The sequence below is a fragment of the Algoriphagus sp. PAP.12 genome (genome assembly GCF_026652115.1).
GTDB lineage: Bacteria > Bacteroidota > Bacteroidia > Cytophagales > Cyclobacteriaceae > Algoriphagus.
The window spans coordinates 260,361-283,903 of record NZ_JAPPSQ010000004.1 but is presented as its reverse complement, the minus strand read 5'-3'; the positions used below and the strand labels follow the sequence as shown (position 1 = coordinate 283,903).

General features: G+C 39.8%; 22 protein-coding genes. 13 read left to right on the top strand and 9 right to left on the bottom strand.

The genetic code is table 11. From position 1 onward, the window contains the following. Positions 1-18 precede the first annotated feature (18 nt). The 3 genes from O0V13_RS07740 to O0V13_RS07730 form a co-directional block, all read right to left on the bottom strand. On the bottom strand, positions 19-588 hold the full coding sequence (locus tag O0V13_RS07740) for a flavodoxin family protein (protein ID WP_268034403.1): 570 nt from the start codon (positions 586-588) through the stop codon (positions 19-21). Between the two features lie 103 nt (positions 589-691). Then, complete coding sequence (locus O0V13_RS07735) at positions 692-2,434, bottom strand: M14 family metallopeptidase (protein WP_268034402.1); 1,743 nt, start codon at positions 2,432-2,434, stop codon at positions 692-694. A 3-nt stretch (positions 2,435-2,437) separates the two neighbouring features. After that, a complete protein-coding gene (locus tag O0V13_RS07730) occupies positions 2,438-4,030 on the bottom strand; it encodes a M14 family metallopeptidase (RefSeq protein ID WP_268034401.1) in 1,593 nt (530 codons plus the stop codon). A gap of 212 nt (positions 4,031-4,242) precedes the next feature. Between O0V13_RS07730 and O0V13_RS07725 the strand changes: the two genes are divergently transcribed. From O0V13_RS07725 to O0V13_RS07710, 4 genes are all read left to right on the top strand, one after another. Continuing rightward, positions 4,243-5,073: a universal stress protein gene (locus tag O0V13_RS07725; protein WP_268034400.1), complete on the top strand. Its 831-nt coding sequence runs from the start codon at positions 4,243-4,245 to the stop codon at positions 5,071-5,073. 6 nt (positions 5,074-5,079) lie between these two features. Further along, positions 5,080-6,315, top strand: a complete 1,236-nt coding sequence (locus O0V13_RS07720; RefSeq protein ID WP_268034399.1) for a cation:proton antiporter — start codon at positions 5,080-5,082, stop codon at positions 6,313-6,315. Positions 6,316-6,416: 101 nt separating this feature from the next. After that, entirely contained in the window at positions 6,417-7,445 is a 1,029-nt protein-coding gene (gene hemH, locus O0V13_RS07715; RefSeq protein ID WP_268034398.1) for a ferrochelatase, read from the top strand. An 84-nt stretch (positions 7,446-7,529) separates the two neighbouring features. Further along, entirely contained in the window at positions 7,530-8,696 is a 1,167-nt protein-coding gene (locus tag O0V13_RS07710; protein ID WP_268034397.1) for a CynX/NimT family MFS transporter, read from the top strand. 158 nt (positions 8,697-8,854) lie between these two features. On the opposite strand, the gene O0V13_RS07705 is transcribed toward O0V13_RS07710, so the two are convergent. Beyond that, entirely contained in the window at positions 8,855-10,066 is a 1,212-nt protein-coding gene (locus O0V13_RS07705) for a hypothetical protein (protein ID WP_268034396.1), read from the bottom strand. A gap of 330 nt (positions 10,067-10,396) precedes the next feature. On the opposite strand from O0V13_RS07705, the gene O0V13_RS07700 reads away from it, so the two are divergent. From O0V13_RS07700 to O0V13_RS07690, 3 genes are all read left to right on the top strand, one after another. Then, positions 10,397-10,999 (top strand): DUF2179 domain-containing protein, encoded by a 603-nt coding sequence (locus O0V13_RS07700; RefSeq protein WP_268034395.1) that lies wholly within the window; start codon positions 10,397-10,399, stop codon positions 10,997-10,999. After that, positions 10,999-11,706 carry a tRNA1(Val) (adenine(37)-N6)-methyltransferase gene (locus tag O0V13_RS07695; RefSeq protein ID WP_268034394.1) on the top strand — a complete coding sequence of 236 codons (708 nt, stop codon included), beginning with the start codon at positions 10,999-11,001 and terminating at the stop codon, positions 11,704-11,706. Before O0V13_RS07700 ends, O0V13_RS07695 begins: the two co-directional genes overlap by 1 nt. Positions 11,707-11,857: 151 nt before the next feature. Further along, entirely contained in the window at positions 11,858-12,910 is a 1,053-nt protein-coding gene (locus O0V13_RS07690; protein ID WP_268034393.1) for a DUF4249 domain-containing protein, read from the top strand. 5 nt (positions 12,911-12,915) lie between these two features. On the opposite strand, the gene O0V13_RS07685 is transcribed toward O0V13_RS07690, so the two are convergent. Then, positions 12,916-14,250, bottom strand: a complete 1,335-nt coding sequence (locus tag O0V13_RS07685; RefSeq protein WP_268034392.1) for a saccharopine dehydrogenase C-terminal domain-containing protein — start codon at positions 14,248-14,250, stop codon at positions 12,916-12,918. A gap of 116 nt (positions 14,251-14,366) precedes the next feature. On the opposite strand from O0V13_RS07685, the gene O0V13_RS07680 reads away from it, so the two are divergent. From O0V13_RS07680 to O0V13_RS07655, 6 genes are all read left to right on the top strand, one after another. Beyond that, positions 14,367-14,846, top strand: a complete 480-nt coding sequence (locus O0V13_RS07680; protein WP_268034391.1) for a cytidine deaminase — start codon at positions 14,367-14,369, stop codon at positions 14,844-14,846. A gap of 4 nt (positions 14,847-14,850) precedes the next feature. Beyond that, entirely contained in the window at positions 14,851-15,489 is a 639-nt protein-coding gene (locus O0V13_RS07675) for an alpha/beta hydrolase (protein ID WP_268034390.1), read from the top strand. 100 nt (positions 15,490-15,589) lie between these two features. Next, complete coding sequence (locus O0V13_RS07670; protein ID WP_268034389.1) at positions 15,590-16,027, top strand: UPF0158 family protein; 438 nt, start codon at positions 15,590-15,592, stop codon at positions 16,025-16,027. A gap of 77 nt (positions 16,028-16,104) precedes the next feature. After that, entirely contained in the window at positions 16,105-16,602 is a 498-nt protein-coding gene (locus tag O0V13_RS07665) for a GNAT family N-acetyltransferase (protein WP_268034388.1), read from the top strand. After that, the gene (locus O0V13_RS07660) at positions 16,556-18,202 is read left to right on the top strand and encodes a M1 family metallopeptidase (protein ID WP_326492711.1); all 1,647 of its coding nucleotides are present in this window, start codon (positions 16,556-16,558) and stop codon (positions 18,200-18,202) included. The genes O0V13_RS07665 and O0V13_RS07660 overlap by 47 nt, the downstream gene beginning before the upstream one ends. A 2-nt stretch (positions 18,203-18,204) precedes the next feature. Further along, complete coding sequence (locus tag O0V13_RS07655; RefSeq protein ID WP_268034387.1) at positions 18,205-18,510, top strand: hypothetical protein; 306 nt, start codon at positions 18,205-18,207, stop codon at positions 18,508-18,510. On the opposite strand, the gene O0V13_RS07650 is transcribed toward O0V13_RS07655, so the two are convergent. Genes O0V13_RS07650 through O0V13_RS07635 form a run of 4 tightly spaced genes read right to left on the bottom strand, consistent with a single transcriptional unit; the run spans position 18,507 to position 23,494 of the window. Continuing rightward, a complete protein-coding gene (locus O0V13_RS07650; protein WP_268034386.1) occupies positions 18,507-19,277 on the bottom strand; it encodes a 3-ketoacyl-ACP reductase in 771 nt (256 codons plus the stop codon). The genes O0V13_RS07655 and O0V13_RS07650 overlap by 4 nt on opposite strands. Next, complete coding sequence (locus tag O0V13_RS07645; protein ID WP_268034385.1) at positions 19,274-20,716, bottom strand: oxidoreductase; 1,443 nt, start codon at positions 20,714-20,716, stop codon at positions 19,274-19,276. Before O0V13_RS07645 ends, O0V13_RS07650 begins: the two co-directional genes overlap by 4 nt. Continuing rightward, positions 20,713-22,092 (bottom strand): glycoside hydrolase family 88 protein, encoded by a 1,380-nt coding sequence (locus O0V13_RS07640; protein WP_268034384.1) that lies wholly within the window; start codon positions 22,090-22,092, stop codon positions 20,713-20,715. The genes O0V13_RS07645 and O0V13_RS07640 overlap by 4 nt, the downstream gene beginning before the upstream one ends. Positions 22,093-22,096: 4 nt before the next feature. Continuing rightward, positions 22,097-23,494, bottom strand: a complete 1,398-nt coding sequence (locus O0V13_RS07635) for a sodium:solute symporter family protein (RefSeq protein WP_268034383.1) — start codon at positions 23,492-23,494, stop codon at positions 22,097-22,099. Between the last annotated feature and the right edge of the window lie 49 nt (positions 23,495-23,543).

Below are 23,543 nucleotides of genomic sequence, written 5' to 3'. Positions count from 1 at the left end.
TCATTGTAAAAAAGGTTCTTAATTGAAGCTTTTACTCAATTCAGCTACTCTTTTTCCCAATCCATATCCTTTTTTTAGAAAGATTTCATCTAATACTTTCTTGTCAAAAGGAGCCTCGCCTGTAACTCCTGAGGCTCCAAAAGCTGATTCGGTTTCATCACCTCCTACGATGATCATTCCTTGGATTAGCATAGCGTGGATCAAATTTTGAAGAATAAGCTCCTCTCCAATAGAAATTCCTCCTCCAGTTGAAAATGCAGCGCCCAGTTTATCTTTCATAGGTTTCCCTTCAAAGGGCCATGAATTAATGAATTTCAGGACTTCCGGGGCAATATTGGCATTGTACACTGGGGAGCCAATAATAATCGCATCTGACTCCAATAGCTGTGAAGCCTGAACCTTGTCAATGGGTAAAATTGTCGCAATCACACCTTCCACAGATTTTGCTCCCTCATAAATGGATTCCGCCATCAGTTGAGTGCTTCCAGATTGAGAATAGTAAGCGATGAGTACTTTTTTGGAATCTTGGGCTTTTACATTATCGAAAATTAAGAATAGAAATACAGCAGCTAAAAGAGATTTATGCATGATTTTGATGGATTATTGATTGAATTTAGCCAGATTTTCTAAAGTGAGTTATAAAAAAATCCGACCCTAATAGAGTCGGATTTTAAATTTGAGTGATGTTGACTTACTTTTTCCAATTTGCTTTGCCTCCTTTGGCGGAGTCAACTGTAATGCTGTAATTGTTTCCTCCAGAAACGATCCAGCGAACTTTCACGCTTTCCATTCCTGGAATATTCGAAACTGCCATTTTCTCTGGATAATGAATCTGCTCGGTATATTTTTTGAAATCTTCATCCTCTACGATAAAGCCTGCAACTACATTGGTACCTGAAAGTGTTACATAATCAGGTCTCTCGATCTTATGTTTCAAATCTTGAGATGAGTGAGTCGGCATGAGACGCTCATTGAAAATAGTAGCTGTGATAGCCTTCAATCCTCCTCCTAAATCTTCTTCTTTTACATCCAATACAGAAAGTTTTGGTGTATGATAAGCGTGGTAAATAGTGAATGAGGCATTTCTATGTGCGTCCTGTTCCAATAGGAATCCCGGATGAGCTCTTCCGAAGGTCTTTTTGAATCCACCGATTTCAATCTCACCGTATTGAGGATGATCATAAGTATGCCAATCGACAAAGGCATCTCCGAAAGTCAACAATTGGTCAACTTTATATAGCTCATCTTGACCTCTTCCACCTCCATTTTCATGGAAGTATAGATAAGAAGTCATTAATTCATTGGAATAAGTGAAAATTCCGCGGTTTCCATAAAACCAGTCCAACTCTCCGCCAAAAACGGAATATAAATCTTTGTATACAGTCAAATATCGATAACCAGGCATCATTTCTTCACCTTTTTGAGCGATAGCGTCATAGATTCTGATATCCTCTCTATTGTAGGTACTTACGTCTTCCTCAGCACCGGGACCTCTCAGGATCATTCCTCCGTTGTTATGATAACTTTGCGCTCCGGCGATATTTGGATGCTTCATGACGAACTCCATGATGGATCTATTTTCCGGAAGTGTGAAAGGATATCTCAACGCACCCCTTTGGATGTAATCTGGTTGCCAGTTCCAGCCCCAGTCTCGATTTGGGTCGTAGTACCCAACATCATCATCATTGACTCTCCCATCTCCGTCTAGATCAGTTCCTTCCTGGCCTAGCATCTCATATTCACCAACTTGATCTGCACCTACTGGCATCAATCTTCTTGAGTCCAATGGATTTTTGATAAATCGACCTGTTGGTGACTTACGGATCATCATGGTGATATGACCATCACCATCCAAATCATCCATTTCATCTTCAGCTGCTAATCCATCCCCATCATTGTCCAATTTCATCATGCCTGATCTTGGAGAATGGGCTGTGTTTGGCTCGAGGAAGAAGTCGTTTCTAGCATCAGGATTGATGGTGGGAGTTATGTAGAAGACTTTATCTTTCAAAAGTTCTTGAATAAACTTGGTGTCAACCTGCATTTCTGTCAAATACCAAGCTGTGTAGAGTGCAAATTCTCCTCCTTGTACCTCATTGGAGTGAATATTTCCATCGATCCACATTCCAGGCTTGTCAGTGTCTTTTCCAGTAGAAAAATCAGTAATAGTTAGAGTCATGATGTCCCTTCCTTCGTATGATTTTCCAATGGATTCGATTTTAGCCAAATCAGGATGTGCTTTCGCGATTTTTTGCATCACATCCACAATTCCCTCATAGGTATGGTATCTGTTCCAAGCTGTCTCAACTTTTGGAAGATGAGGAGTACCTACAGCCTTGAAGAATTTGTCTTGGGCCTGAGTTTCTAAACTGCCAAAGCTCATTGCACTGATCGCCAAGGCAAGAATACTGTTCTTTTTTGTCAATAGTTTCATGGCTTAGAGTTTGAAAGTTGTATTAATAAAACCTACATGGGATGCGCCGGCTTTCATCGTGACATCACCTTTTCCTTTGACGATCCAGCTTAGGCTTTCTTTTCCAAAAGCAGGGATTACATCAATCAATTGGATTTTTTCTCCTGAAATCAATCGATCCTCTGAAGCACCGAAATCAATCCTTACTTTTCTCAACCATCTGGATCTTTCTCCCATTTCTGAATGAGTTGGAAGAGGAGAGTTGTTGAATAGGTCTAGGCTAATTCTAGTCAAGCCGTTGCCAATGGACTCAATTTTAAGGTTTTGAACTTCTAGAGAAGGTTGGATTGCTGCCAATTTTAAAATAAAATCAGTGTGCTCATCAGCTATTTTATCCACTTTATCATAAGATGGATTGCTCATTGCAAAAGGCTTGATTCCGCCGACTTCTACTTTTTTACCTGGGAAGTCTGGATGAGAGACTTCCGTCCAAGGAACGAATACTTCTGTATTTCCTAAGGAATCTGCCCAAGCTAGATAGTTCACCTCTTCATTGGATTTTCCTTTAAATTCTGGAGTCCAATAGCCAGGGGTTCCAAAACTCAATCTACCGAAATGGAAGTATGCCCATTGGAAGAAGTCTCCGTCCATGCCTTGATTGTTTTGCATGTAAGGCTTAGCAGAAATGGTTTCATTATAAATTCCTGAAACCATTGAATTCAAAGCTTGATCATTTTCCAAAATGGATGTTACCACCCTCTTTTTAGCATTTGGAGCACTGTATTTAAGTGGAGAAGAAAGGTTGTTTGCTGGTGAGAAAGTCACAAAAGCAAAGATATTCCACTGTTCAAATAGGTAATCCAAAAGTGCTCTTGACTCCAGTTGAGAAACAGGGATGTCGCCTGCTAGAGGTTCAAATACAGGAAATTTGTAAGTCATTGACTTGTTGAAAGCAATTCCTTCTTTCAGGTCCTCAGCGAATTTACCATCTTGATCATCGTCCTTGCTCTCAGGATATAGACTGTAATTGCCTGCTTCTCCTTTGGAGCGGTCAGCTTTAACCATTACTCGTTCGTCATCTTTGGATGCTACATATTCACCCATAGGATCTTCGACTCTCATCATGGTAATGTATCCATCTCCATTGAGGTCTGTATAACCATTGTCCCCAGGAGCACCATCTCGGTCATGATCCACGGAAGTAGCATTTCCCCTTCTTTCATATTTAAGTGCCGCATGGTATTGCTCATAGGCATCTGGAGACATGTTTGGGAAAATGTAAAAAGTGGTTTTTTCCAAAGCATCGGCATGATCAGAAATAAGCCTTTCAGCAAATTTTGTTGCCAATTCTACACTGACAACCTGATAGCCTTCCACTCCGCCAACTACTGCGATGGCTGGCTTTTCATCTACATTTCCAGTACCGATTTTAAGAACCCAAATATCCTTTCCACCCGCTGTTTTGGTGAGTGATTTGAGTTCAGCTGAGGCATTTGAGCCTATTCGCTGCAATCGCTGATTGAGTTGACTGAGAGTAGGGTAGTCTGATTGCGCAAAGGCTAAAGAAGACCATCCCATACTCGCAGCCATCAAGCAGCCGAGTAAAGTTTTTTTCATATGAGTATTGAGTTTAATATTCTACTCCGAATTGATTATTCAGATTTTTCTTCCTGAATTTTATCAAAAAACTCTTAGAAAAATAGTCTCAGTTTTTCTGGAAGTAATAAATCCACTTGAGTGGAAGCCTCATTTGATGAGTGGGCAAAGCAAAGATCCAGTTGGACTAATCGGGAAATTTCGCTTATTTCAGGAAAATCCATAGACCCAATATGTATACTAAAATTGCTTTGGCAATAGCATTTAGCCCACGGATAGAGGCTTTGATTACTGAAGTCAAACGTCTGGTTTTGCTTTTTGATTCTGAATTGGTTTTGATCCATGTAGGGATAAAAACTCCCGAGTTAGAAAAAAAACTCGATGATTTATTGCAAAGACATGGCTGTGATCGCCTGCGAATCAAAGTGCTATGGAAAGAAGGCAAGCCGGTTAAAATGATCCTAAAAGCCTGTAAAGAGGAAAATGTGGATCTTTTGGTTGCAGGAGCATTGAAAAGAGAAGGCTTGTTTAAGTATTATATGGGATCGGTGGGTCGAAAAATCATCCGCAAGGCACCTTGCTCTGTTTTGACTTTAATTGAACCAAAAGTGGAGACTTCGGAGTTTTCCAAAGTAGTCATCAACGGAACGCAGCTAGAAATTACACCAGTAGTAATCGAGCAGGGATTGGAATTTTCTAAAACAGTCAAGGCCGATCAGGTTTCTATTTTGAATGAAATCAAAATGTATGGACTTCAAATGGGGACGGCCAGCGAGGATTCTGAGGATGAAATAGCACAAACAAGAAGACAACTGGTCCAGAATGAGATCGACTATGTGGAGCAGATTCTTCAAAAACTGGACAAAGGAAATTTGAGAATAAACATAAAAGTAACTGGAGGAAAATGGGCGGTTGAATTGGCTCGTTTTTGTGAAAAAACAGAAGCTAACCTTTTGGTAGTGGGAGACGAAAGAAAACTAAATTTCTTTGATAGAATTTTTCCTCATGACTTGGAAGAACTCCTTAGTACCCTTCCTTGTAATCTCTTAATCGTCAAAAAATAAACCTCCATGGAAACGCTCAACCATAAGGAGGTAATCAATCTCCTCCTTCAGATTGCGGCTATGCTGATCATGGCCCGAATATTTGCAGAAATCGCCAGAAAGCTCAAACAACCAGCAGTTGTCGGTGAAATATTAGCCGGAATAGTACTCGGTCCTACGATTTTGGGCTATACCATGCCAGAGTTCCAACAGTATTTGTTTGGCTCACATGAGATGGCAAACATAGCTTTAGATGGATTTGTGCAGATTTCAGTAGTCCTTTTGCTATTTATTGCCGGACTGGAAGTAGAGCTTCAGATCGTCTGGAGCCAAGGGAAAAATGCCTTGAAAATAGCAGTAGCATCCATGGTATTGCCAATAATTGCGGGATTTGTGGTGGCATATGCATTTCCGGAGTTCCTAGGTGTGAATATCAATGATAGGATTGTTGCATCAACATTCTTCGGATTGGCAATCAGTATCACGGCATTGGCGGTGGTAGCTCGGGTTTTGATGGATTTGAACTTGTTTAAAACACAGACCGGACTCCTTATTATTGCTGCTGCAATGATCATTGATGTGTTAGGTTGGATTGTTTTTTCTGTGATTCTTTCCCTTTCAGAGTCGGGAAGTGGGGGCTTGGGAGTATGGCCAACTATCGGTTTGACGCTGGTTTTTACCATGATCATGTTGACTATTGGTAAGGGGTTGATCAATCGTATTTTGCCATGGGTTAATAAAAAGATGGCCTGGCCTGGAGGCTTGTTATCTCTTTCTTTGGCTACTTGTTTCTTAGCAGCTTCCTTCACCGAATTCATCGGGATTCATGCCATTTTTGGAGCCTTTATTTTTGGGGTAGCATTGGGAGATTCAGAGTATTTGACCGAGAAAGCAAAAGAAATTCTGCATCAGTTTATCAACAATATTTTCGCTCCTATCTTCTTTGTTTCCATAGGTTTGAAAGTAAACTTTATTGAAAGTTTTGATCTAGGAGTGACTGGAGTGATTGTCGTTGTTGGACTTTTGACCAAATACTACGGGGCCTATTTTGGTGGTAGAATGGCCAACGTAGGAAGAAAGGAAGCCATCATTGCCGGTTTTGGATTAAGTACCAGAGGGAGCATGGACATCATTTTAGGTTTGATCGCGCTGGAATACGGACTTGTGTCGGATTCATTGTTTATCGGATTGGTGATTTTGGCATTGATTTCCTCAATAGCTTCCGGACCATTGATGGGATGGGCTGGCCGATTGAAAATCTAAAAGCTTTTATCAATCACTCATAATATAGTTCGATTGGTGGAAGCTAAAATCTCTCGTAATTTTGGGGAGTCAAGGTTTTACACCCAAATCAACAATCAAACATGGCAAAGACTGGAAAAGTTGGAGTTCTATTAGTCAATTTAGGGACTCCAGACAGTACAGAGACAGGAGACGTCAGAAAATATCTTCGCGAGTTTTTAATGGATGGAAGAGTCATTGACATTCCATTTATTTCCAGATGGATGCTGGTTAATTTGATTATTGCGCCTTTTAGGGCTCCAAAATCAGCAAATGAATACAGAAAGCTTTGGACAGACCGAGGTTCTCCATTGCTTTTCCATACTGAAGATCTTAGAGATAAGCTGGTCGAAAAACTGGACTCAAATGAATATGTGGTTTCAATGGCGATGCGCTATCAAAGCCCAAGCATTGAGTCAGGATTGAAGGAATTGACGGATGCGAATGTGAGAAAAATTATCGTGCTGCCTCTTTTTCCTCAATATGCTTCAGCGACCAATGGCTCTGTGATCGATAAAGTCATGGAGATTGCTAAAACATGGCAAGTCATTCCAGAGATTTCATTCATATCCAATTTCATCGAGCATCCTTTGTTTATCCAAGCTTGGGAAGAGCTTGGAAAAGAGGCCATGAAGAAAATGGATTATGATTATTACGTGTTTTCATACCATGGATTGCCAGAGAGACAGATCATCAAAGCCTCGGTTGATGGCTATTGCCAATTGAGTGGCTGCTGCAACAAATACCATTCAAAAAATCAATTCTGCTACAGAGCTCAATGTTTCCATACCACTAGGCAGGTAGCAGCCAAATTGGGCTTACCAGAGGAAAAAGTAAAAACCTGTTTCCAATCCCGATTAGGAAATGACCCATGGGTACGTCCTTACACAGAGGATGTGATTAAAGAATTGGCAGGTTTGGGAGCGAAAAAGGTATTGGCATTTTCACCTGCATTCGTTGCAGATTGTTTGGAAACGACCGTGGAGGTTGGGGAAGAATACAAAGAGGTGTTCATAGAACATGGAGGAGAGCAGTGGGATTTGGTTCCAAGCTTGAATTCCAATAATACTTGGGTGTCTTGCGTGGAAGATCTTGTTAAAAGTCATTCTTGAGATTATTGAAAAAAGTAATATGAAAAGGAGGGGATTTAATCTCTTCCTTTTTTGCTTTATTTGAATTCTACTTTTATTTCTGTTTTGAAAAAGCACTCTCAATCCCGCTTTTGGTTGATTTTAGGGATCATTTTGGTCTCTATAAACCTTAGAACCTCCATAGCTTCTGTTGGTCCTTTGATTCCTTTTATCAGAGAAGACTTGGGGATTTCCAATGGTTTGGCAGGATTTCTAACTACCCTTTCACTTATTACTTTTGCTTTGTTTTCTCTTTTTGCGCCAAAGATTGGAAAGCAAATGGGAAATGGGAGAGCCATATTTCTTGGAATCGCAATTTTAATTCTTGGGGTAATAATCCGTGTTCTCGGAGGAGTTGAAGTGTTATTTTTTGGGACAGCTTTGACAGGAATTGGAATTGTAATTGCCAATGTCCTGATGATCCCGTTTTTTAAGGCTAAGATTCCTGAAAAATTAGGTTTGATGACAGCTATTTTGTCTACTGGGATGTCGTTGTTTGCTGCAATAGCTTCCGGATTGAGTGTGCCCTTGGCTGTAGATTTAGGATTGGGTTGGAGAGGTTCATTGGTGTCCTGGGTTAGCTTAATGGTATTGGCTTTGATTATTTGGCTTCCTCAGTTTGGATCTAAGCCTACTGCTGCACAAAGAGGAGAAAATACCGGTAAAAACGTATGGAAAAGTAAGATTGCTTGGCAAGTGACTCTGTTTATGGGAGCTCAATCAGTCATGTATTTTACGATGATTACGTGGATTCCAGATATGCTGATTTTTAGAGGAATGAGTGCAGTTAATGCAGGCTTGACGATTTCTTACATGCAGTTGATCTCCTTAATCGGGACGTTCTTTGCGCCTAGACTTTTGGAAAAACTCAAGCAGCAATCAACAGTCATATTAATCGTTGGACTTTCTTATTTTCTGGGTTTTGGACTACTTTTTATCCATTCAGATCTGATTGCGTTTATTGCTTTGACTATCATTGGAATTGGTAGTGGTGCAAGCTTGAGTATTGCATACATGTTGATTTCATTGCGAACAGCTGATGATCATACTACAGCAAACTTGTCTGGTATGGTCCAGTCTGCCGGATATGTGCTGGCTGCTTTAGGCCCTTTGCTTTTTGGGATTTCTTTGGACTTAATCGGAAACTGGAATCTGCTCCTATGGTTTTTGTTGTTAATGACCCTACAGTTTATTGGATTTGGTATTCCTGCAGGCCGGGATAATAAAATCTAATAAATTAAAATTCTAAATCCAGAATATTTTGAATAAAGAACTCCCAAATTATCAGTAGATAAGAAGTCTTCCTTCTAAGATTTTATTCATTGGAAGAAGACTTTGTAATAAAAGAATAAACATTCTACTTGAGAGGTGTTTTCCCTAAATTTCTGGATTCAACTATTGGCTTCCAAAATATCATCAAGCTGAGTCTTAAAATTTTCATCACTAAAGTAATCACCAAATGGTTTTATAGGTTCTCCTTCGTTTAATTCATTGTCGATGAGCTTTTTAATCTTTGATTTAATTTCTTCTACATTTCCCATGTCCGCTATACATGTATCGTCAGAAACGATGTTTCTTAATTCACTTTTTTTAGGGGATAAAGTGAGTACAGCTTTTTGGATTGAAGCTAAAAATGGTGCTTTTCCTACTAGAATATTGCAATAATAGGGGCCATTTTCCAAAATGATAACTATATCACTTTGATGTGTCTGCTCATTGGAAGAGTTTGAAAAATTCATTGTATCCAAAAATTTAATGTTCATAGCATTTCCATACATCTCCTTAAATCGAGCCACTTCATTTCCTTTTACCCTTAAAATCAATTCTGTATTTTCTTCATAATTTTTGTCGGATTTAATCAGATCACTATAGGCTATGATTAGATTTTCAATGTTTCTTCCGAACATTAAAGCACCATGGTAAGAAATGCTTACTTTTTTTTCTTTTGTCCTTACCTTAGTTGTATCACTTAAATCGAAAACTTTTGGGTCAAATTGATGAGGAAGAGTAAGAAATGGTTTTTTGGATCCATATAGATGTTCCAAGTCATGTGACATATTGGCTGCAGAAGAGGTACATGTTTTCGAGTTTTCTACAACCTTCATCATCTTGGCAAGCCTAAAAAAATCGAGTTTTGTTGGTCTTAATTTTGAACCTACATACCAAGAAACAGGATAGGGGTCGTGAAAATTTACAATAGCTTTTTTGAGAATCGGTAAATCCTGAATCGCCAAAATAATTTCGTGTGCAATTCCTGCGCTTCGAATGAAAATATGGTCATATTTTTCGTAATCTATTTGGCTTATAATTTTGGTGTATTGTCTAATTTGCCATTCCTCGACTAATGAAACATTAAAAACTCTCCAGTAAAATTTATTAGCAAGACTGACTAAAAGGGGAGCTGTGTTTCTCACCTTGTATTCTATAATATTATTTACTGGAAGTAAATCCAGTTTATCAACAGAATCTTCAGCTTTAATGTAATGAACATCAATTAAGGATTGTGGGTATGCATTTCGTAATTTCCCTAAAAATGATCTGGAAATAATTCCTTGACTGGTTCCAGATATCCTTAAATCTTGTTCAATTATTAGAAATTTCATTTTTTTATTTTTGGATAATCCTGACAGAACTTAATTCTGCAAAAATTAATTTTTTTTGATTAAGACTAATGGCGATTAACGAATCAAACTTAGTTAAAAGAAGCGTTATTCCAGTATCAATTCAAAGAGCTATTTTATTTTTTAGAGAATTTCATCCCTTGACTTATTTCATTTAGCTTAAGATTTATGTTTGATTTCAATTATTAATGTATTTGAATGACTAAATCTCGATCCAAAATTCAGATGAATAAAATCTGATTTGAGGTTAGATAAATACAACCCAATTTCCACCTTTCTCGTACCTTTGCGGAATATTTCATTATCAAGAAAATGCAAGACTTCCTGCTAGAATTTGGAGTATCCGAACAGCTGTTCAATTATATAATCATGCCTGCATTGATTTTCTGCGCGAGAGTGGGAGATGTCTCTATCAATACGCTCAGAATCATGTTTATGATGAATGGCAAGCGCAATGTGGCTCCGATATTGGGCTTTTTTGAAGCCTTGATTTGGTTGTTGGCAATCGGTCAGATTTTCCAAAACATCAACAATCCCCTTTCCTATATTGCTTATGCAGCTGGGTTTGGGACGGGAACCTATGTGGGAATGTATTTTGAAGAGAAGCTAGCTTTGGGTAGAGTTTTGGTACGAGTGATCACTCCGAAGCCTCAACAAGAGCTATTGGATTTCATGAAAGAAAGGGATTATAGATTCACCAATGTTGGAGCCGAAGGAAGATATGGAAAAGTAAATTTGCTTTTTACTGTGATGAAGAGAGAGAATCTTCAGGAGTTTGTGACCAAAGTAAAAGAGGTCGATGAAAGAGCATTTTACACAATTGAAAGTGTGAAAAGGGTTTCTGAGGATGATTTTAATGTGATGGAGGATAGGCCTCGATTCAAGAGCAAACTTTTTAGCAAAGCCAGGACCTGATGGGAAATACCTGGTTTCAATTTCAAAAATTTAGGGTAGAGCAGGAGAAGTCTGCTATGAAGATTTCTACCGATGCAATTTTACTAGGCGCTTTGGCCGATTTTGATTCTCCCAAACAGATTTTAGATATCGGATCTGGCACTGGGGTGATTGCTTTGATGCTTGCCCAAAGATTTGAAAAAGCAAGAGTTACAGGGATAGAGTTAGATGAAGATGCAAGTCAGGAGGCGAAATCAAACTTCGAAAAAAGTGATTTCGCAGAAAGGTTAAGTCTTTCTCAAGGAGCGATTCAAAACTTCAAAAGTGACGAAAAGTTTGATATGATCGTCTCCAACCCACCCTATTTTCTAGATCATCTCAAATCCCGAGACCAAAAAAGAAATCAGGCGCTTCACACTGATAAATTGTCTTTTGATGAATTGATCATTTCAGTAGATCAATTGCTTGGGCCTAATGGTGTTTTTTGGTGCATTCTTCCTCCTCGGCAAATGGAGGATTTGAGTGTGAAATTGGAGGAGATAGGATTTTTTGCAATTTCAGAAATTGCTGTCCGTGACAATCCACAGAAACAAATTCATAGAGTTGTAAAATCTTTTTCAAAAGCCATTTTCTCTTTTTCAAGAACAGAGCATACTCTCAAAAATACTACTGGAGAATACACTGATTTTTATAAGAGCCTTATCTCAGGATTTTTGCTAGGATATTGAAAATTAGGGAGGTTCCAAAAGGCTGAATTTGCTTTTCTTATCTAAATTTTCTGATTTTAGGCTAAATTTCATCTTGACTTATCTTACCAATGAATCGGCTGCTTATATTGGAATGTAAATTAAACCTTCTGGATTTTTGAATTAAGAATTTATGGTGAAAAGACTTTTCTACTTCCTATTGTTGCCTCTGCTCTCTTGTATCGATCCCTATGGGGTAGAATTGGGGGAGGGGGCTCAATTGCTGACAGTGGATGGTATGATTACTACAGACCCAGGGAAACAATCTGTTCGGTTGACTAGGAGTGATACCTATGGATCTGTTTTTGAGGGCTTGATTCGACCAGTTTCCAATGCCACAGTAATTATTAGGGACAATACCGGGAAAGTAGTTTTTTTGGAGGAAGAAGAAGCTGGGGTTTATTGGACTTCTGAGGATTTTGCCACAGAAGTTGGTAAAACATACACTTTACAAATTCAAACTTCCAATGGAACTGTCTATACCTCCCTTCCTGAGACTGTGCAACCTGTTCCGGAAATAAATAACCTTTCTGTTCAAACTATCAGGATTCCAATAGAAGGGGAGGAAATTGATAGGTCAGGTATTCGGATTGTTGCTGAAATTACTGATCCAGGAGATCAAAATAACTTTTACTATTGGGAGAGTGCTCCTGCAGTCTATGTGCTAAGAACAAGGCCAGATTTATATACTCCTCGACCCTCTGACACCAACCCAAGTAGAGAACCCCAACCAAAGGATTGTTGCATTGTTTGTTTTAGGACAGAAACAGTAAATGAAGGAGTTTTTATAGCCCAGGATGATAATTTCAATGGCTTGACTACAAAGGTACCTGTTGCATATATTGCAGATGATGGACTTCGCTTTATCACTACTTACCGGGCAGATATTCGCCAAATAAGTATTTCTCAGGAAGCCTATCGCTTTTTGAAATTGGTAAAGCAGCAAACGGAGATTTCGGGATCTGTCTTCGATCCTCCTCCTGCAACTTTCCGCGGAAATATGATCAACTTGGAAAATCCAGAAGAAACAGTTCTTGGATTTTTTATGGTTGGATCAGAAACCCAAAGACGAATTTATATCGACAAAAGTGATTTGACCTTCGCACAAAAAGAGGCGATAATTCCAGATGATTGTCGATTGTCTGAGGGGGCAGATATAGATCCTCCAGCTGATTGGAATCCCTGAAGGATTTAATTCAAAGGTGATTCACTTTCTCTGAACTTAATTCCATAGGATTCTAATTTTTCTAAAATCGGTAAATAGATCTCTGGTACTACTGGAACGTAAAGGCCTTTCAAAGAAATTTTTCTCTCCAAAAACAGGTCCACAGCGATGGCAAGTGGAAGACCAACAGTTTTAGCCATTGCGGTATAAGTAGAATCTTCACCAAAGCAAACCAAGCTTGAAGTGAGCAGTTTTTTGCCATATTCTCCTTCGATTTCAAACTGATGTTGCATCACGATCATATCCCGGTCTTCGGGTTCCAGCGCCCAATCAATTTCCAAGATTGCTTGTAAAAGTTGAGCAGGACTTCCTTTAGTTTTAGGAAGTTTTCGGTCGCTGAAAAATCCTAACCATTGAATTTTTTCGAAAGTAGGAAAATCCAATTCGGGGATAAGTTCAGTCAGTTTTTCTTCTACAGACAACGTGTCGTTATAGGGTAAAAAAGCATTCAAAAACTGTCTGAGAGAGCTTCCTTCAGGCATTTCCATATCAAAACTATCATCAGTCATTCCCAATTGGATGAAGATGTCCCATGCCTTGCAATAGCCCGCTCTTCGGAGAGTGCCCCGAAGCATGGTTGGGATTTCTTCCAAACCATAGACTTTTCTGTAACTCAAGGAATCCCGATTGGGATATCCGTCAAAATCTCCCAAACCAAGGAATTGGACTGTTTCCAGCCTTTTGAAAAGTTGATGATAAGGGACGAATTTCAAATCACCTTTTTCAATATATCTCGAGGTTCCCTGTCCAGCCAAAACCACATTTCTTGGGTTCCAGGTGAATTTGTATTTCCAGGGGTTGGTCTCGCTTTCTGGTGCCAAAAGACCACCGCAAAACGATTTGAAAGAAGTGATTTTTTCTCCCTTTTCTTTGGCTTCATGGATTATTTTCATTGCTGACATATGATCGATACCGGGATCAAGCCCGCATTCATTGAGGAAGAAAAGCCCTTTGCTTTCAATTTCTTCCTTCATAGCTTTCATCTCTCCGGACTCGTATGATGCAGAGAAAAAATGTTTCTCCAGTTCTAAGCAATCTTTAGCAACGATAGGATGCATGAAAGCGGGTAACATTGAAATCACAACGTCAGCTTTTGAAATCATGGATTTTCGGCTGGTATCATTTTGAATATCTAAGTTAACAGCCTCTGTATTTGCTCTGTTTCGGAGTTTTTGAGAAGCTGCTTTTTCATCTAAATCAGCGAGTGTCAAAAACCTGTTTTTACTGGAGCAGGTATCTGCCAAATAATCAATTAAAAAAGTGGAAGACTTTCCTCCTCCCAAAATCAATACTTGTTGCATGAAGGCGATAGATTAGTGATTAGGTTTATAAATCTGGCAGGAAAAAGGCAGAAATCCATTTTTTGTAGAACAAATGATTACTTTGTTCGTTCGATTTCACCCTAGACAAATCGATTATGAAGTATTTGGATTCAAGCCAACAAATTGAAGTTTTGGAGCTTCATGAGCTTTCCGCAGAAGAAAATCAGTTGATTTTGAGAGCTCAGGAAATTTCAAAAAACTCATATTCCCCCTATTCTAATTTTCACGTCGGAGCGGCGGTGAAACTAGAAAATGGAGAGTTCCTGCAAAGCAGCAATCAAGAAAATGTAAGTTTCCCGACTGGGGTCTGCGCTGAGAGATTGGTTTTGGGATATGCCGGAGCAAATTTCCCAGATTTGGCTCCCAAAATGATGGCGGTTGTAGCCCAAAGAGATGGAGAAGAAACTTGGGCTGGAGTTTCGCCATGCGGTATATGCCGACAAACAATCAATGAAGTTGAAAATCGATTTGGGAAAGAAATCACTATGTTGTTTTTGCAGCCCAATTCCAAAGTTTATAGAGTAAAAGGAATAAGTGCCTTGTTGCCATTGAAGTTTGATGATTTGAAAGGATAGCCAAGTGAAAAAGAGTTTTCAGTTTCCCTTTGAAGCCCATTATGTGATTTCTCATGATCCCAATTTTCAGGAATCTGAGATTTGGATAGTCTTCCATGGGTATGGACAGCTGGCAGAGTTTTTTATCAGGAAATTCAATCCTTTTTTTAATCCAGACCGACTGATTGTAGCTCCCGAAGGAACTAATTATGGCTACCTTCAGAACTTTCAGGGGAGAGTTGGAGCCAATTGGATGACCAAGCATGAAAGAGAAACGGCAATCGCCAACAATCATCGGTATTTGGACGGTTTGATGGAATCAATTCTTCAGAGCTATTCAGTATTACCCAAAATAAATGTTTTGGGATTTTCCCAAGGGGCCGCTACGGCTACCCGATGGGCGGGTAGATGGTCGGAAAAAATAGAGCATTTGGTGCTTTGGTCGGGAGGATTTGCTCACGATTTAAAGTTGACTGAAGCAAAAGAGAGATTTTCTTCCACAAAATTTACAATTGTTTTGGGTGATCAAGATTCGATGATAACTCAAGAAAGCCTGGAAAAACAATCCGAATTGATGAAAAAGCTGGAAAAAACAGCTGAAATTATTCATTTTGAAGGGGGACATGAACTAAATCAGGAGGTTTTGAAAAAACTTTTCGAATAGTTGGTGAATTATCAATTTTTTGGAATTTTGTTTGCATTGAAAAAACAATTGGTACAAAAACTGACATTCACTATTTTTCTAAAAATTTCTAATACCACCAATGCTTTCGCTTACTGAAAAAGAGGCAGATTATATTGCTGCCCAATTACTTAAAGGGATGGTCTGCTTTTATCAGATCGACAAAAAGAAGGTTCACTTCATGCCCGATGATGAGGATTATTTTAATTATGATCTGACTCCGGATGAAGAGGATATTTTGGATGAAATAGATGCTGAGCCTGACAACTATGCGGAATTCACTAAAATGGAAATTCCTCAAGAGCATCAAATGATGCAAGATTTTATTGACCGAAAAGTCAAGGAAAAGAGTCTTGCAGAAGACTTGGTGAATTCGTTGACCAAAACTAAATCTTTGACCGCTTTCAAGTTTTTGATTGATGAGTCGAAGTACAAAAATGACTGGGTAGAATATCGTAAGTCTAAATATTTGGACTGGGTGAAGGAGCAAGTGGATAGCTTCAATTACGCAGAAGATTAATTTTAACCGCCTGGGGAACTGGGCGGTTTTCTTTTTGCTTGATTTTGAGTAGTTTCATAGACTTTTAAAAAGTTTTTATGTCTATACCATCAACCGTTACCATTCGCTATAATTTGAATCCCGGGGATCTTGGACAAGTGGCTGCTTTGCATGGGAAAATTTATGCTGAAGAGCATGGGTTTGGAATGGGCTTCGAAGCCTATGTGATGGAAAGCCTGCTGGAGTTTTATAAGCAGTACAATACCAATCGTGATAGAGTTTGGGTGGTGGAATCTGATGGGAAAATGATCGGATTTTTGCTTCTGATGCATCGTTTAGATGAACAGGCTCAGCTTCGTTATTTCATTCTGGAGAAAGCCTATCGGGGAATGGGATTAGGCAAAAAGCTCATGAAAGAATGGATGAGTTTTTACAATGAAAAGGGCTATAAAGGAGCTTATTTGTATACCACTTCTGGTTTGGATCCAGCTGTCAGTCTTTATGAGCGATTTGGATTCAAAAAGATTTCTCAAGTAAAATCCAGAAACTTTGGCGTTCCTTTACTGGAGATGCTTTATCGGCTTTATCCATCCTAAAGGAATTCCGTATCTTTCCGAAATGAAGCGCTATTCATTTCTCATCACCCTTTTTTTGTTGTTGTCGAATCTTTCATTTTCCCAAAATTGGGATTGGGGAGGTCCAGTTGATCCACTTCAGCAAAAGTTTAAAGTCCTGCATTATGACTTAAGGTTGGAATTGATTCCAGAGACTCAGGCAATCGCTGGTTCTAATACAATCACCTTCGAAGCCAAAGAGAAACTGGATACCATTCGACTTCAGTTGATCGATGAGTATACGGTTTCCAATGTTACGATGAATGGTGAGAAAGTGACCTTTATCCACCATGATGATGTTCTAGATATCATTCCGGTTGATTGTACTTGCAACTCTGTGAAAGTGGAATATTCTGGGAAAACGCCAATAGCTATTAATCCTCCTTGGACTGGAGGTTTTACCTGGACCAAGGATGAACTGGGGAATGATTGGATGGGATTATCCTCACAGGGTGAAGGAGCCAAGATTTTTATGCCTGCATTAGATCATCCGAGCAGTGAGCCTTCAGAAGGTGTGAATCTCTTTTTCACTGTCAAAAAGCCATATTTCGTAGCTGCCAATGGACGTTTATTGGAGACAATAGAGGAAGGGGAAAGAGTGACTTATCATTGGGCGACTAGCTATCCAATCAATAATTATGGGATTAATTTCACCCTGGGGGTTTTTCACGAAGAGTCGAAAATTTACAATTCTTCCTCAGGAGCCCAGATACCGATGACTGTATATGTTTTAGATGAAAATAAGGCAAAAGCAGCATCACTTTTGGAGATTTTGGAGGAAAGTACCCAGACACACGAGAAGTATTTCGGTCCTTTTCCTTGGCCAGATGATAAGGTGGCGGTCGTAGAAACACCCTATTTGGGAATGGAGCATCAGACAATCAATGCCTATGGGAATAATTTCCAATATATTCCATTAGGAAAAACTCAATATGATTGGTTGCTTCACCATGAGTTGGGACATGAATGGTTTGGAAATAAGGTTTCTGTAGGAGATTGGGCAGATATGTGGATTCACGAAGGACTGACAGCTTATGGAGATATTCTATTTTATCTCGAACATGGAGGAGAAGAGGAATATCTGAAGAAAGCTAAATCTGTTTTGAGAGGGATCCCACATGAAAAGCCCGTGCAAAGTCCACCAAACAGCACCGAAGAGGAAGCCTATCACGGTGAAATCTATAGCAAAGGCTCTTTTATCATCCATTCTCTTCGTGGGATTTTGGGAGATGAAATATTCTTTCCAATGCTGAAAGCATTTGCAACAGATGAGCGATTTACTTATCAAAACCAAGTGACAACGAAGGATTTCACAGACTTTGTTCAAGACTATTCAGGGAAAGATTTGTCTGGCTTTTTTGAGCTTTATCTCAAGACGACAGACATTCCAAAAGTGGAGGTGAAGAAAAAAGGAAAGAAAGGCTGGCAGGTGAAATTGTCTGGAATTGACTTTGGAATGCCAGTTGAAGTAGAAACTTCAAACGGGATCCAAAAGGTGGTTTTAGGGAAAGAATCAGTACTTGTTCAGAGTGCTACTGAACCGATTGTTGACCCTAATTATTGGTTAATGCTAGAGAGATAAAAATGTCAGAAACTGAAAAGAAGCCTAAAGGTTATTATATCATGATGGGGATGCTAATTGGTTTGCCAATTGGAGTTGCCATGAGTACTGCATTGGGAAGTTTTGCCTACATAGGTGTGGGCATTGCCATTGGATTACCGATCGGAGTTGCAATGGAAGAGGAGGCGAAAAAGAAAGATCAAATCAGAGATGTAACTCCTGATGAAGAGAAACAACGCAAAAAATATCTTTTGGGTGCTGTTGTCTTAATCGGAGTCCTTGTGTTGGCTACGCTTGCTTTTCTTTTTTGGAATATGGGTCGAGATTAAAGTCTCCCAACCGTCATTCCTCCGTCCAAAGTGATGATTTGACCTGTGCCATAAGTCAAAGTTTCTTCAGCCAAAGCAGCTACGGTTTTTCCAATATCTTCCGGTTTTCCCATTCTTGGCTCCAAGGTCAAGCCATTGGCGATTTGGGTCTCATATTTTTCTTTGACTCCGGCAGTCATGTCAGTTTCGATGATTCCAGGTCTGATTTCAAATACTGGGATTTCGTATTCCGCTAATCTCACAGCAAAAGTCTGATTCATCATTGAAAGCCCCGATTTGGACATGCAATAAGCTACACGGTTAGTGGAAGCTAAAACAGCAGAGACAGAGGTGATAGTTATGATTGTGAAGAAATCTTCAGGGCATTTCTCCTTAGATTTGATCATAGACTTTGCGACTGCCTGACTGAGGAAAAATGTTCCTTTCATATTAGTGTCTACCACGTAATCAAAATCCTCTTCTACAACATCCAGAATATCTGCCCGAACTTTTGGAGCCACTCCTGCATTATTGACCAAAACATTGATTTTGCCGAATTTTTCAAGAATCTCTTCTAAGATTCGAGACCTATCTTCCGCACTGCCAATATTCCCCTGAAAGTAATCTGCTTGGATTCCTGATTTTTCTAATTCCTCCAAAATGGTCAAAACAGAATCTTTGTCCCGCATTCCATTCAAAGCCAAATCAAAGCCTTTTTGCGCCATGGATTTGGCGATTCCTAAGCCGATTCCTCGGGTCCCTCCCGTGATGAATGCTACTTTACTCATGACTCTTTGATTTTTTTTAATTCATCGTGAATGGGCATCTTTTTATAAAAAGGATCCAATGGGAAGCAGCCTGAAATCATTCCGTTTCTTGGTGCTGTGGTACAATCCGAAAAGGTTCTACAGATCTTCGCTCTTTTCATCACATTTCTGGTGAGGACATCAGCTGGTAATTCTGGATAACTGAGAACCATTCTTCCCAGTCCTATGGAATCAGCCTTACCTTGATCCAGAACAGCCTGCCCAACATTGGGTAGCCATTCTTGCAAATAGGAATAAGCAGAGCCTACAATATAAAATTCCGGGTATGCTTTTTTTAATTCTGCGGCCACTTGAATTTGTCGGGCCACGCCATGCAATGGGTCTTCTGGCGGTAAATATCCATCGGAGGGAGGAAAGATCGCAGGTCTTTGAATATGGGGATTGTAATAGGGGCTTCCGGCTGTGGTACATAGCAATTCAATTTCCAGATCTCTTAAGAGTTCCAAAAATTGAAAGGTCTCAGGGAGGTCTTCTTTGATTCCACTTTCATCACCTCCAAAAGCATATTTATAGGGTGCTTCTTTTGCAGGGACTCCTTTTGAATCTTCTCCGGGTTTAAAAGGTACCCAGTCAAACGTGCTCAGTCGAACCCCAATTTCTAAGCCTGGAGCAGCTTTTCTAATTCCGGAAACAATCTCTTTGAGGAAGCGGCTTCTATTTTCAAAACTACCTCCGTATTTTCCTTCTCTGTCATAGGCACTCAAAAATTCATGCCCTAAATACCCATGGCAATGCTTGATATCCACAAACTGAAAGCCGGCCTTTTTCGCCAATACTGCTGCATCAATATATTTTTGAATAATGTCTTCAATTTCGGCATCCGTCAAAAGAGGGTAATCTTCTGCTAACCCGAATTTGCCATTCAAAACAGGATGACTATAGAGGATTTTAGGCTCCATCTTCTTTTTGTCAAATGGCTTGCAAAATCTTCCTGAGTGAGTTAGCTGAAGACCTGTAAGTAGACCATCGGTAGATCCAAAGGCAGTACTGTGTTCGGATTGAATCATCTGAAAAAGATCAACGAACTCCGAAAGTGTGTCCTCATTGATCATCAATTGATTCGGGTTGGCTCTTCCATCAGGGCAGACAGCTACTGCCTCACAGCCCCACAACAACTTGGCTCCGCTGATCGCAAAGTTCTTCCATCTCCTTTTTGTGAATTCTGTTGGTCTTCCATCAGTTGTGCCATCCCAGCCTTCCATGGGTAGAATGCAGAAAGCATTTCCAATAGTTGGGCCAGATCGAAGTTGATGGGAAGTGGAATATGGAGAATCACTTGTGTCTTTTAATTCCGCATCAAAAGGCATTTCTATTCCCTCTTTTTCCAAATGAGCTTTGAAAAGTTCAGCAGTTTTCAGCTGGGCAACTCTGGGATATTCCGGTTTGTACTTTCCGCTCATGATTTCACGCAGTTATAGAAGCTGTAATAGTTTTCTCCATCCGCCATCCTTTGAATCAAAAGAGCCAATTCACGAGCATGATAATCTCCCCACATACTGGATTCGCCATGGGCTACCAATTTTGGATCGGGTTTGTAATCCCAGCCGTTTGGTTCGTGGTAAATAGAGTGCAAAATCAATCCCTCATGATTTGAATCGTAGGAAAGATAGGGTCTTTGGAAAAGTGCCTTTGCAACCAAAAGACCTGCTTGCACATAGGTGTCCCATTCTGCTTCACCGTTGATTTTCAACCAATTTCCGATCCTGATCAAGCCTTGGGCGGCAATGCAGGCTGCAGAAGAATCAACGGGCTCATAGGAATTATAAGGTTCTGCAGGTCTGTTGAGGTAATCTCCCATTTTATATAAGTTTGGAGCACCTGTGTCCCAATAAGGGATTCCATCAGTTGGAGTATTTTTCAAATAGAAGTTCGCTGTAGCCAAGGCAGCTTCTTTCATTTCTCTTTTAAAAACCTCCTTGGTAATGATTGGTTCGTAATCTTTTTCTTCCAGCTCATCTAAGATTTCTAAAGTTTCTCCTAAACCGCAAATGGCCCATGCAAGTCCGCGAGTCCAGGTGCTAAACCCGGTATATCCCTGCTGCGAATTTGGGCAGCGATAGTTCCCGTCATTGGTGTTGAAAATGATTTCATGGGCAGTGCGGCCTGGAATGTCATAACTGTCTCTTCCATTGCCCATGAATATGGAATAACGCATGGTACTTCGGATATGCTGTACAGCACGCTGGATCAGAGAAATTCTTCTATCATTTTCACCTTGAAGTACATGCCCCAAACCATGAGAAACCACCAAAGCCCTGCAAGAGCGTATCGTGTCTACAAAAAGGGAATGCGGTCCATTAAATGAATAGATGTATCCGCCTTCTTGGGTTTTGGACCAACGTGTGGCTTGAACTGCTCCGCTGATTTTAAGAGCAAGCTTGTAGAAATCCTCTTCCCAATCCGAAACAGAAATTTTCTTTTCCTTGATTAACCGAAGCAAATTTCCATAGGTACTTACGTTGTTAAAACCATGGTCATGAACACCGATATGAGTGAGGTGTGGGGCCATTTTTTCAACAGTGTTTTTTCTGCCTATCTCCAGGAATTGCTCATCTCCCGTAGCATCAAATTGCAAAATGGCAGACCCGTATTGAAAACCTTGCGTCCATTCAGTCCATCCTCTGGTTACATATCTTCCTTTTTCAGTGAATACAGGAGCACCGTTTTTCGGATCAAAATTCTTTTCTATAGCGAAAACTTTTTCACCGGAGAGTTTCCAGAATTCTTCCAAAGGTTCTAAAAGGTCTTTTGGTGAAATAGGGTTTGAAAGTATCATAGGTTTATTGTGATTTCTTTGAATGGGTTATAAAAATAGTTGCTGTGAATACGATCATGAATCCATATAAAACAAAGTCAAGCGGATAGCCTCCGATTTGATTGGGTACCCAACTCAATAAAGATAAAATAAAGTAAGCCAAAGCGAATGATGAAAGGATCATCAATGATTTTGGAGGGTTTTTGAAAACCACTGCCCCCAAGACTACCGGAGCTACCATGGATGTACCGGCAAAGCTGACTCTGGCCAAAAGAACCAACTGATCACTCATGTAGGTGGAGAATATCAAAACGATGATTGAGAATAGAAAAATGGAAACTTTGGTGATCCTCATTGTTCTTTTATCATCCCCTTTAAGAAGAGATCTTAACTCTGTTCCCAAAGCAAATATTTGAGCATTGGTGGTAGATAGACAAGCGGCAAACAATCCAACAACTGCTAAGGCTGCTACAGGAACAGCTTGGTCATACATCAATGCTCCTGAAAGGAAGTCGGAAGTGCTTGCATCTGGATATTTTATCGCTCCATACAGTCCGATGAATGCTGTAGGGAGAATCACTAAAATGGCAAAAAGACCTACCGCATAAGCCATTCTATGGACGGATTTAAGGCTTTTCATCACTACCAATCGAGTGGTAAACTGCGGCTGAGTAACAGGAATCATAACAATAGCTATAGAAGAAGCTATAAGAAATGGCGTGGTAAATAATCCTTTTGGACCTGGTAATGTTGTTAATCCAGGATTGGTGTCCATGATTTTCTGTGTGGCAGTTTCCAATCCTCCTGCCAGACTCAAACAGGTAGCTCCAATAATCCAGATAACCACTAACAAGATCACACCTTGAATGGCATCACTATACATAATGGCTTTCAAGCCGCCGATTTCAGAATAGATTAGCATAATGCCGACTAGCATGGATGCCCAAGCCCAAAATGGAAGCAGTCCCGGAAATGCAGCTTCTAAGAAAATGGAGATTCCTCGAATCTGAATGGCCACATAAGGAATAAGGAATAGAAAACTACTGATGAAAAGCAAGATGCCGGCATACTTGTTTTGATAACATTTCTGAACAAAACCTGCCACTCCCTGATATCCAACTTCATTTGCTCTACTTCTTAATTTGTACCCGAACCATACGATGAAAAACACCATCAATGCATCTGAAAGCCCCAAGAATATCCAGGCACCCACACCATGAGTTCGGAAGAAATCCGGCATTCCCATAAAAGTGAATGCACTGAATAAGGCTGCTGAGAAAGTTAAAAAACCCAGAATAGAACCAATATTGGATCCCGCCAACATAAAATCATCTGAGGTTCTGTTTTTCTGAAAGGATTTATAGGAAGCGTAGGCAAGAGAAAGCAGAAACAATCCGAAAAACGCAATGAGCCAACCCGTCATGATTTCTTAGTTTCTTGATATGGAAAAACTTTTGAGGCGATAAAGGTCG

Bases quoted from the DNA above. Each gene is read 5' to 3' on its own strand.
- O0V13_RS07740 (WP_268034403.1), bottom strand. From the start codon at position 588: ATGCATAAATCTCTTTTAGCTGCTGTATTTCTATTCTTAATTTTCGAT.
- O0V13_RS07735 (WP_268034402.1), bottom strand. From the start codon at position 2,434: ATGAAACTATTGACAAAAAAGAACAGTATTCTTGCCTTGGCGATCAGT.
- O0V13_RS07730 (WP_268034401.1), bottom strand. From the start codon at position 4,030: ATGAAAAAAACTTTACTCGGCTGCTTGATGGCTGCGAGTATGGGATGG.
- O0V13_RS07725 (WP_268034400.1), top strand. From the start codon at position 4,243: ATGTATACTAAAATTGCTTTGGCAATAGCATTTAGCCCACGGATAGAG.
- O0V13_RS07720 (WP_268034399.1), top strand. From the start codon at position 5,080: ATGGAAACGCTCAACCATAAGGAGGTAATCAATCTCCTCCTTCAGATT.
- hemH (WP_268034398.1), top strand. From the start codon at position 6,417: ATGGCAAAGACTGGAAAAGTTGGAGTTCTATTAGTCAATTTAGGGACT.
- O0V13_RS07705 (WP_268034396.1), bottom strand. From the start codon at position 10,066: ATGAAATTTCTAATAATTGAACAAGATTTAAGGATATCTGGAACCAGT.
- O0V13_RS07700 (WP_268034395.1), top strand. From the start codon at position 10,397: ATGCAAGACTTCCTGCTAGAATTTGGAGTATCCGAACAGCTGTTCAAT.
- O0V13_RS07695 (WP_268034394.1), top strand. From the start codon at position 10,999: ATGGGAAATACCTGGTTTCAATTTCAAAAATTTAGGGTAGAGCAGGAG.
- O0V13_RS07690 (WP_268034393.1), top strand. From the start codon at position 11,858: ATGGTGAAAAGACTTTTCTACTTCCTATTGTTGCCTCTGCTCTCTTGT.
- O0V13_RS07685 (WP_268034392.1), bottom strand. From the start codon at position 14,250: ATGCAACAAGTATTGATTTTGGGAGGAGGAAAGTCTTCCACTTTTTTA.
- O0V13_RS07680 (WP_268034391.1), top strand. From the start codon at position 14,367: ATGAAGTATTTGGATTCAAGCCAACAAATTGAAGTTTTGGAGCTTCAT.
- O0V13_RS07670 (WP_268034389.1), top strand. From the start codon at position 15,590: ATGCTTTCGCTTACTGAAAAAGAGGCAGATTATATTGCTGCCCAATTA.
- O0V13_RS07665 (WP_268034388.1), top strand. From the start codon at position 16,105: ATGTCTATACCATCAACCGTTACCATTCGCTATAATTTGAATCCCGGG.
- O0V13_RS07655 (WP_268034387.1), top strand. From the start codon at position 18,205: ATGTCAGAAACTGAAAAGAAGCCTAAAGGTTATTATATCATGATGGGG.
- O0V13_RS07650 (WP_268034386.1), bottom strand. From the start codon at position 19,277: ATGAGTAAAGTAGCATTCATCACGGGAGGGACCCGAGGAATCGGCTTA.
- O0V13_RS07645 (WP_268034385.1), bottom strand. From the start codon at position 20,716: ATGAGCGGAAAGTACAAACCGGAATATCCCAGAGTTGCCCAGCTGAAA.
- O0V13_RS07640 (WP_268034384.1), bottom strand. From the start codon at position 22,092: ATGATACTTTCAAACCCTATTTCACCAAAAGACCTTTTAGAACCTTTG.
- O0V13_RS07635 (WP_268034383.1), bottom strand. From the start codon at position 23,494: ATGACGGGTTGGCTCATTGCGTTTTTCGGATTGTTTCTGCTTTCTCTT.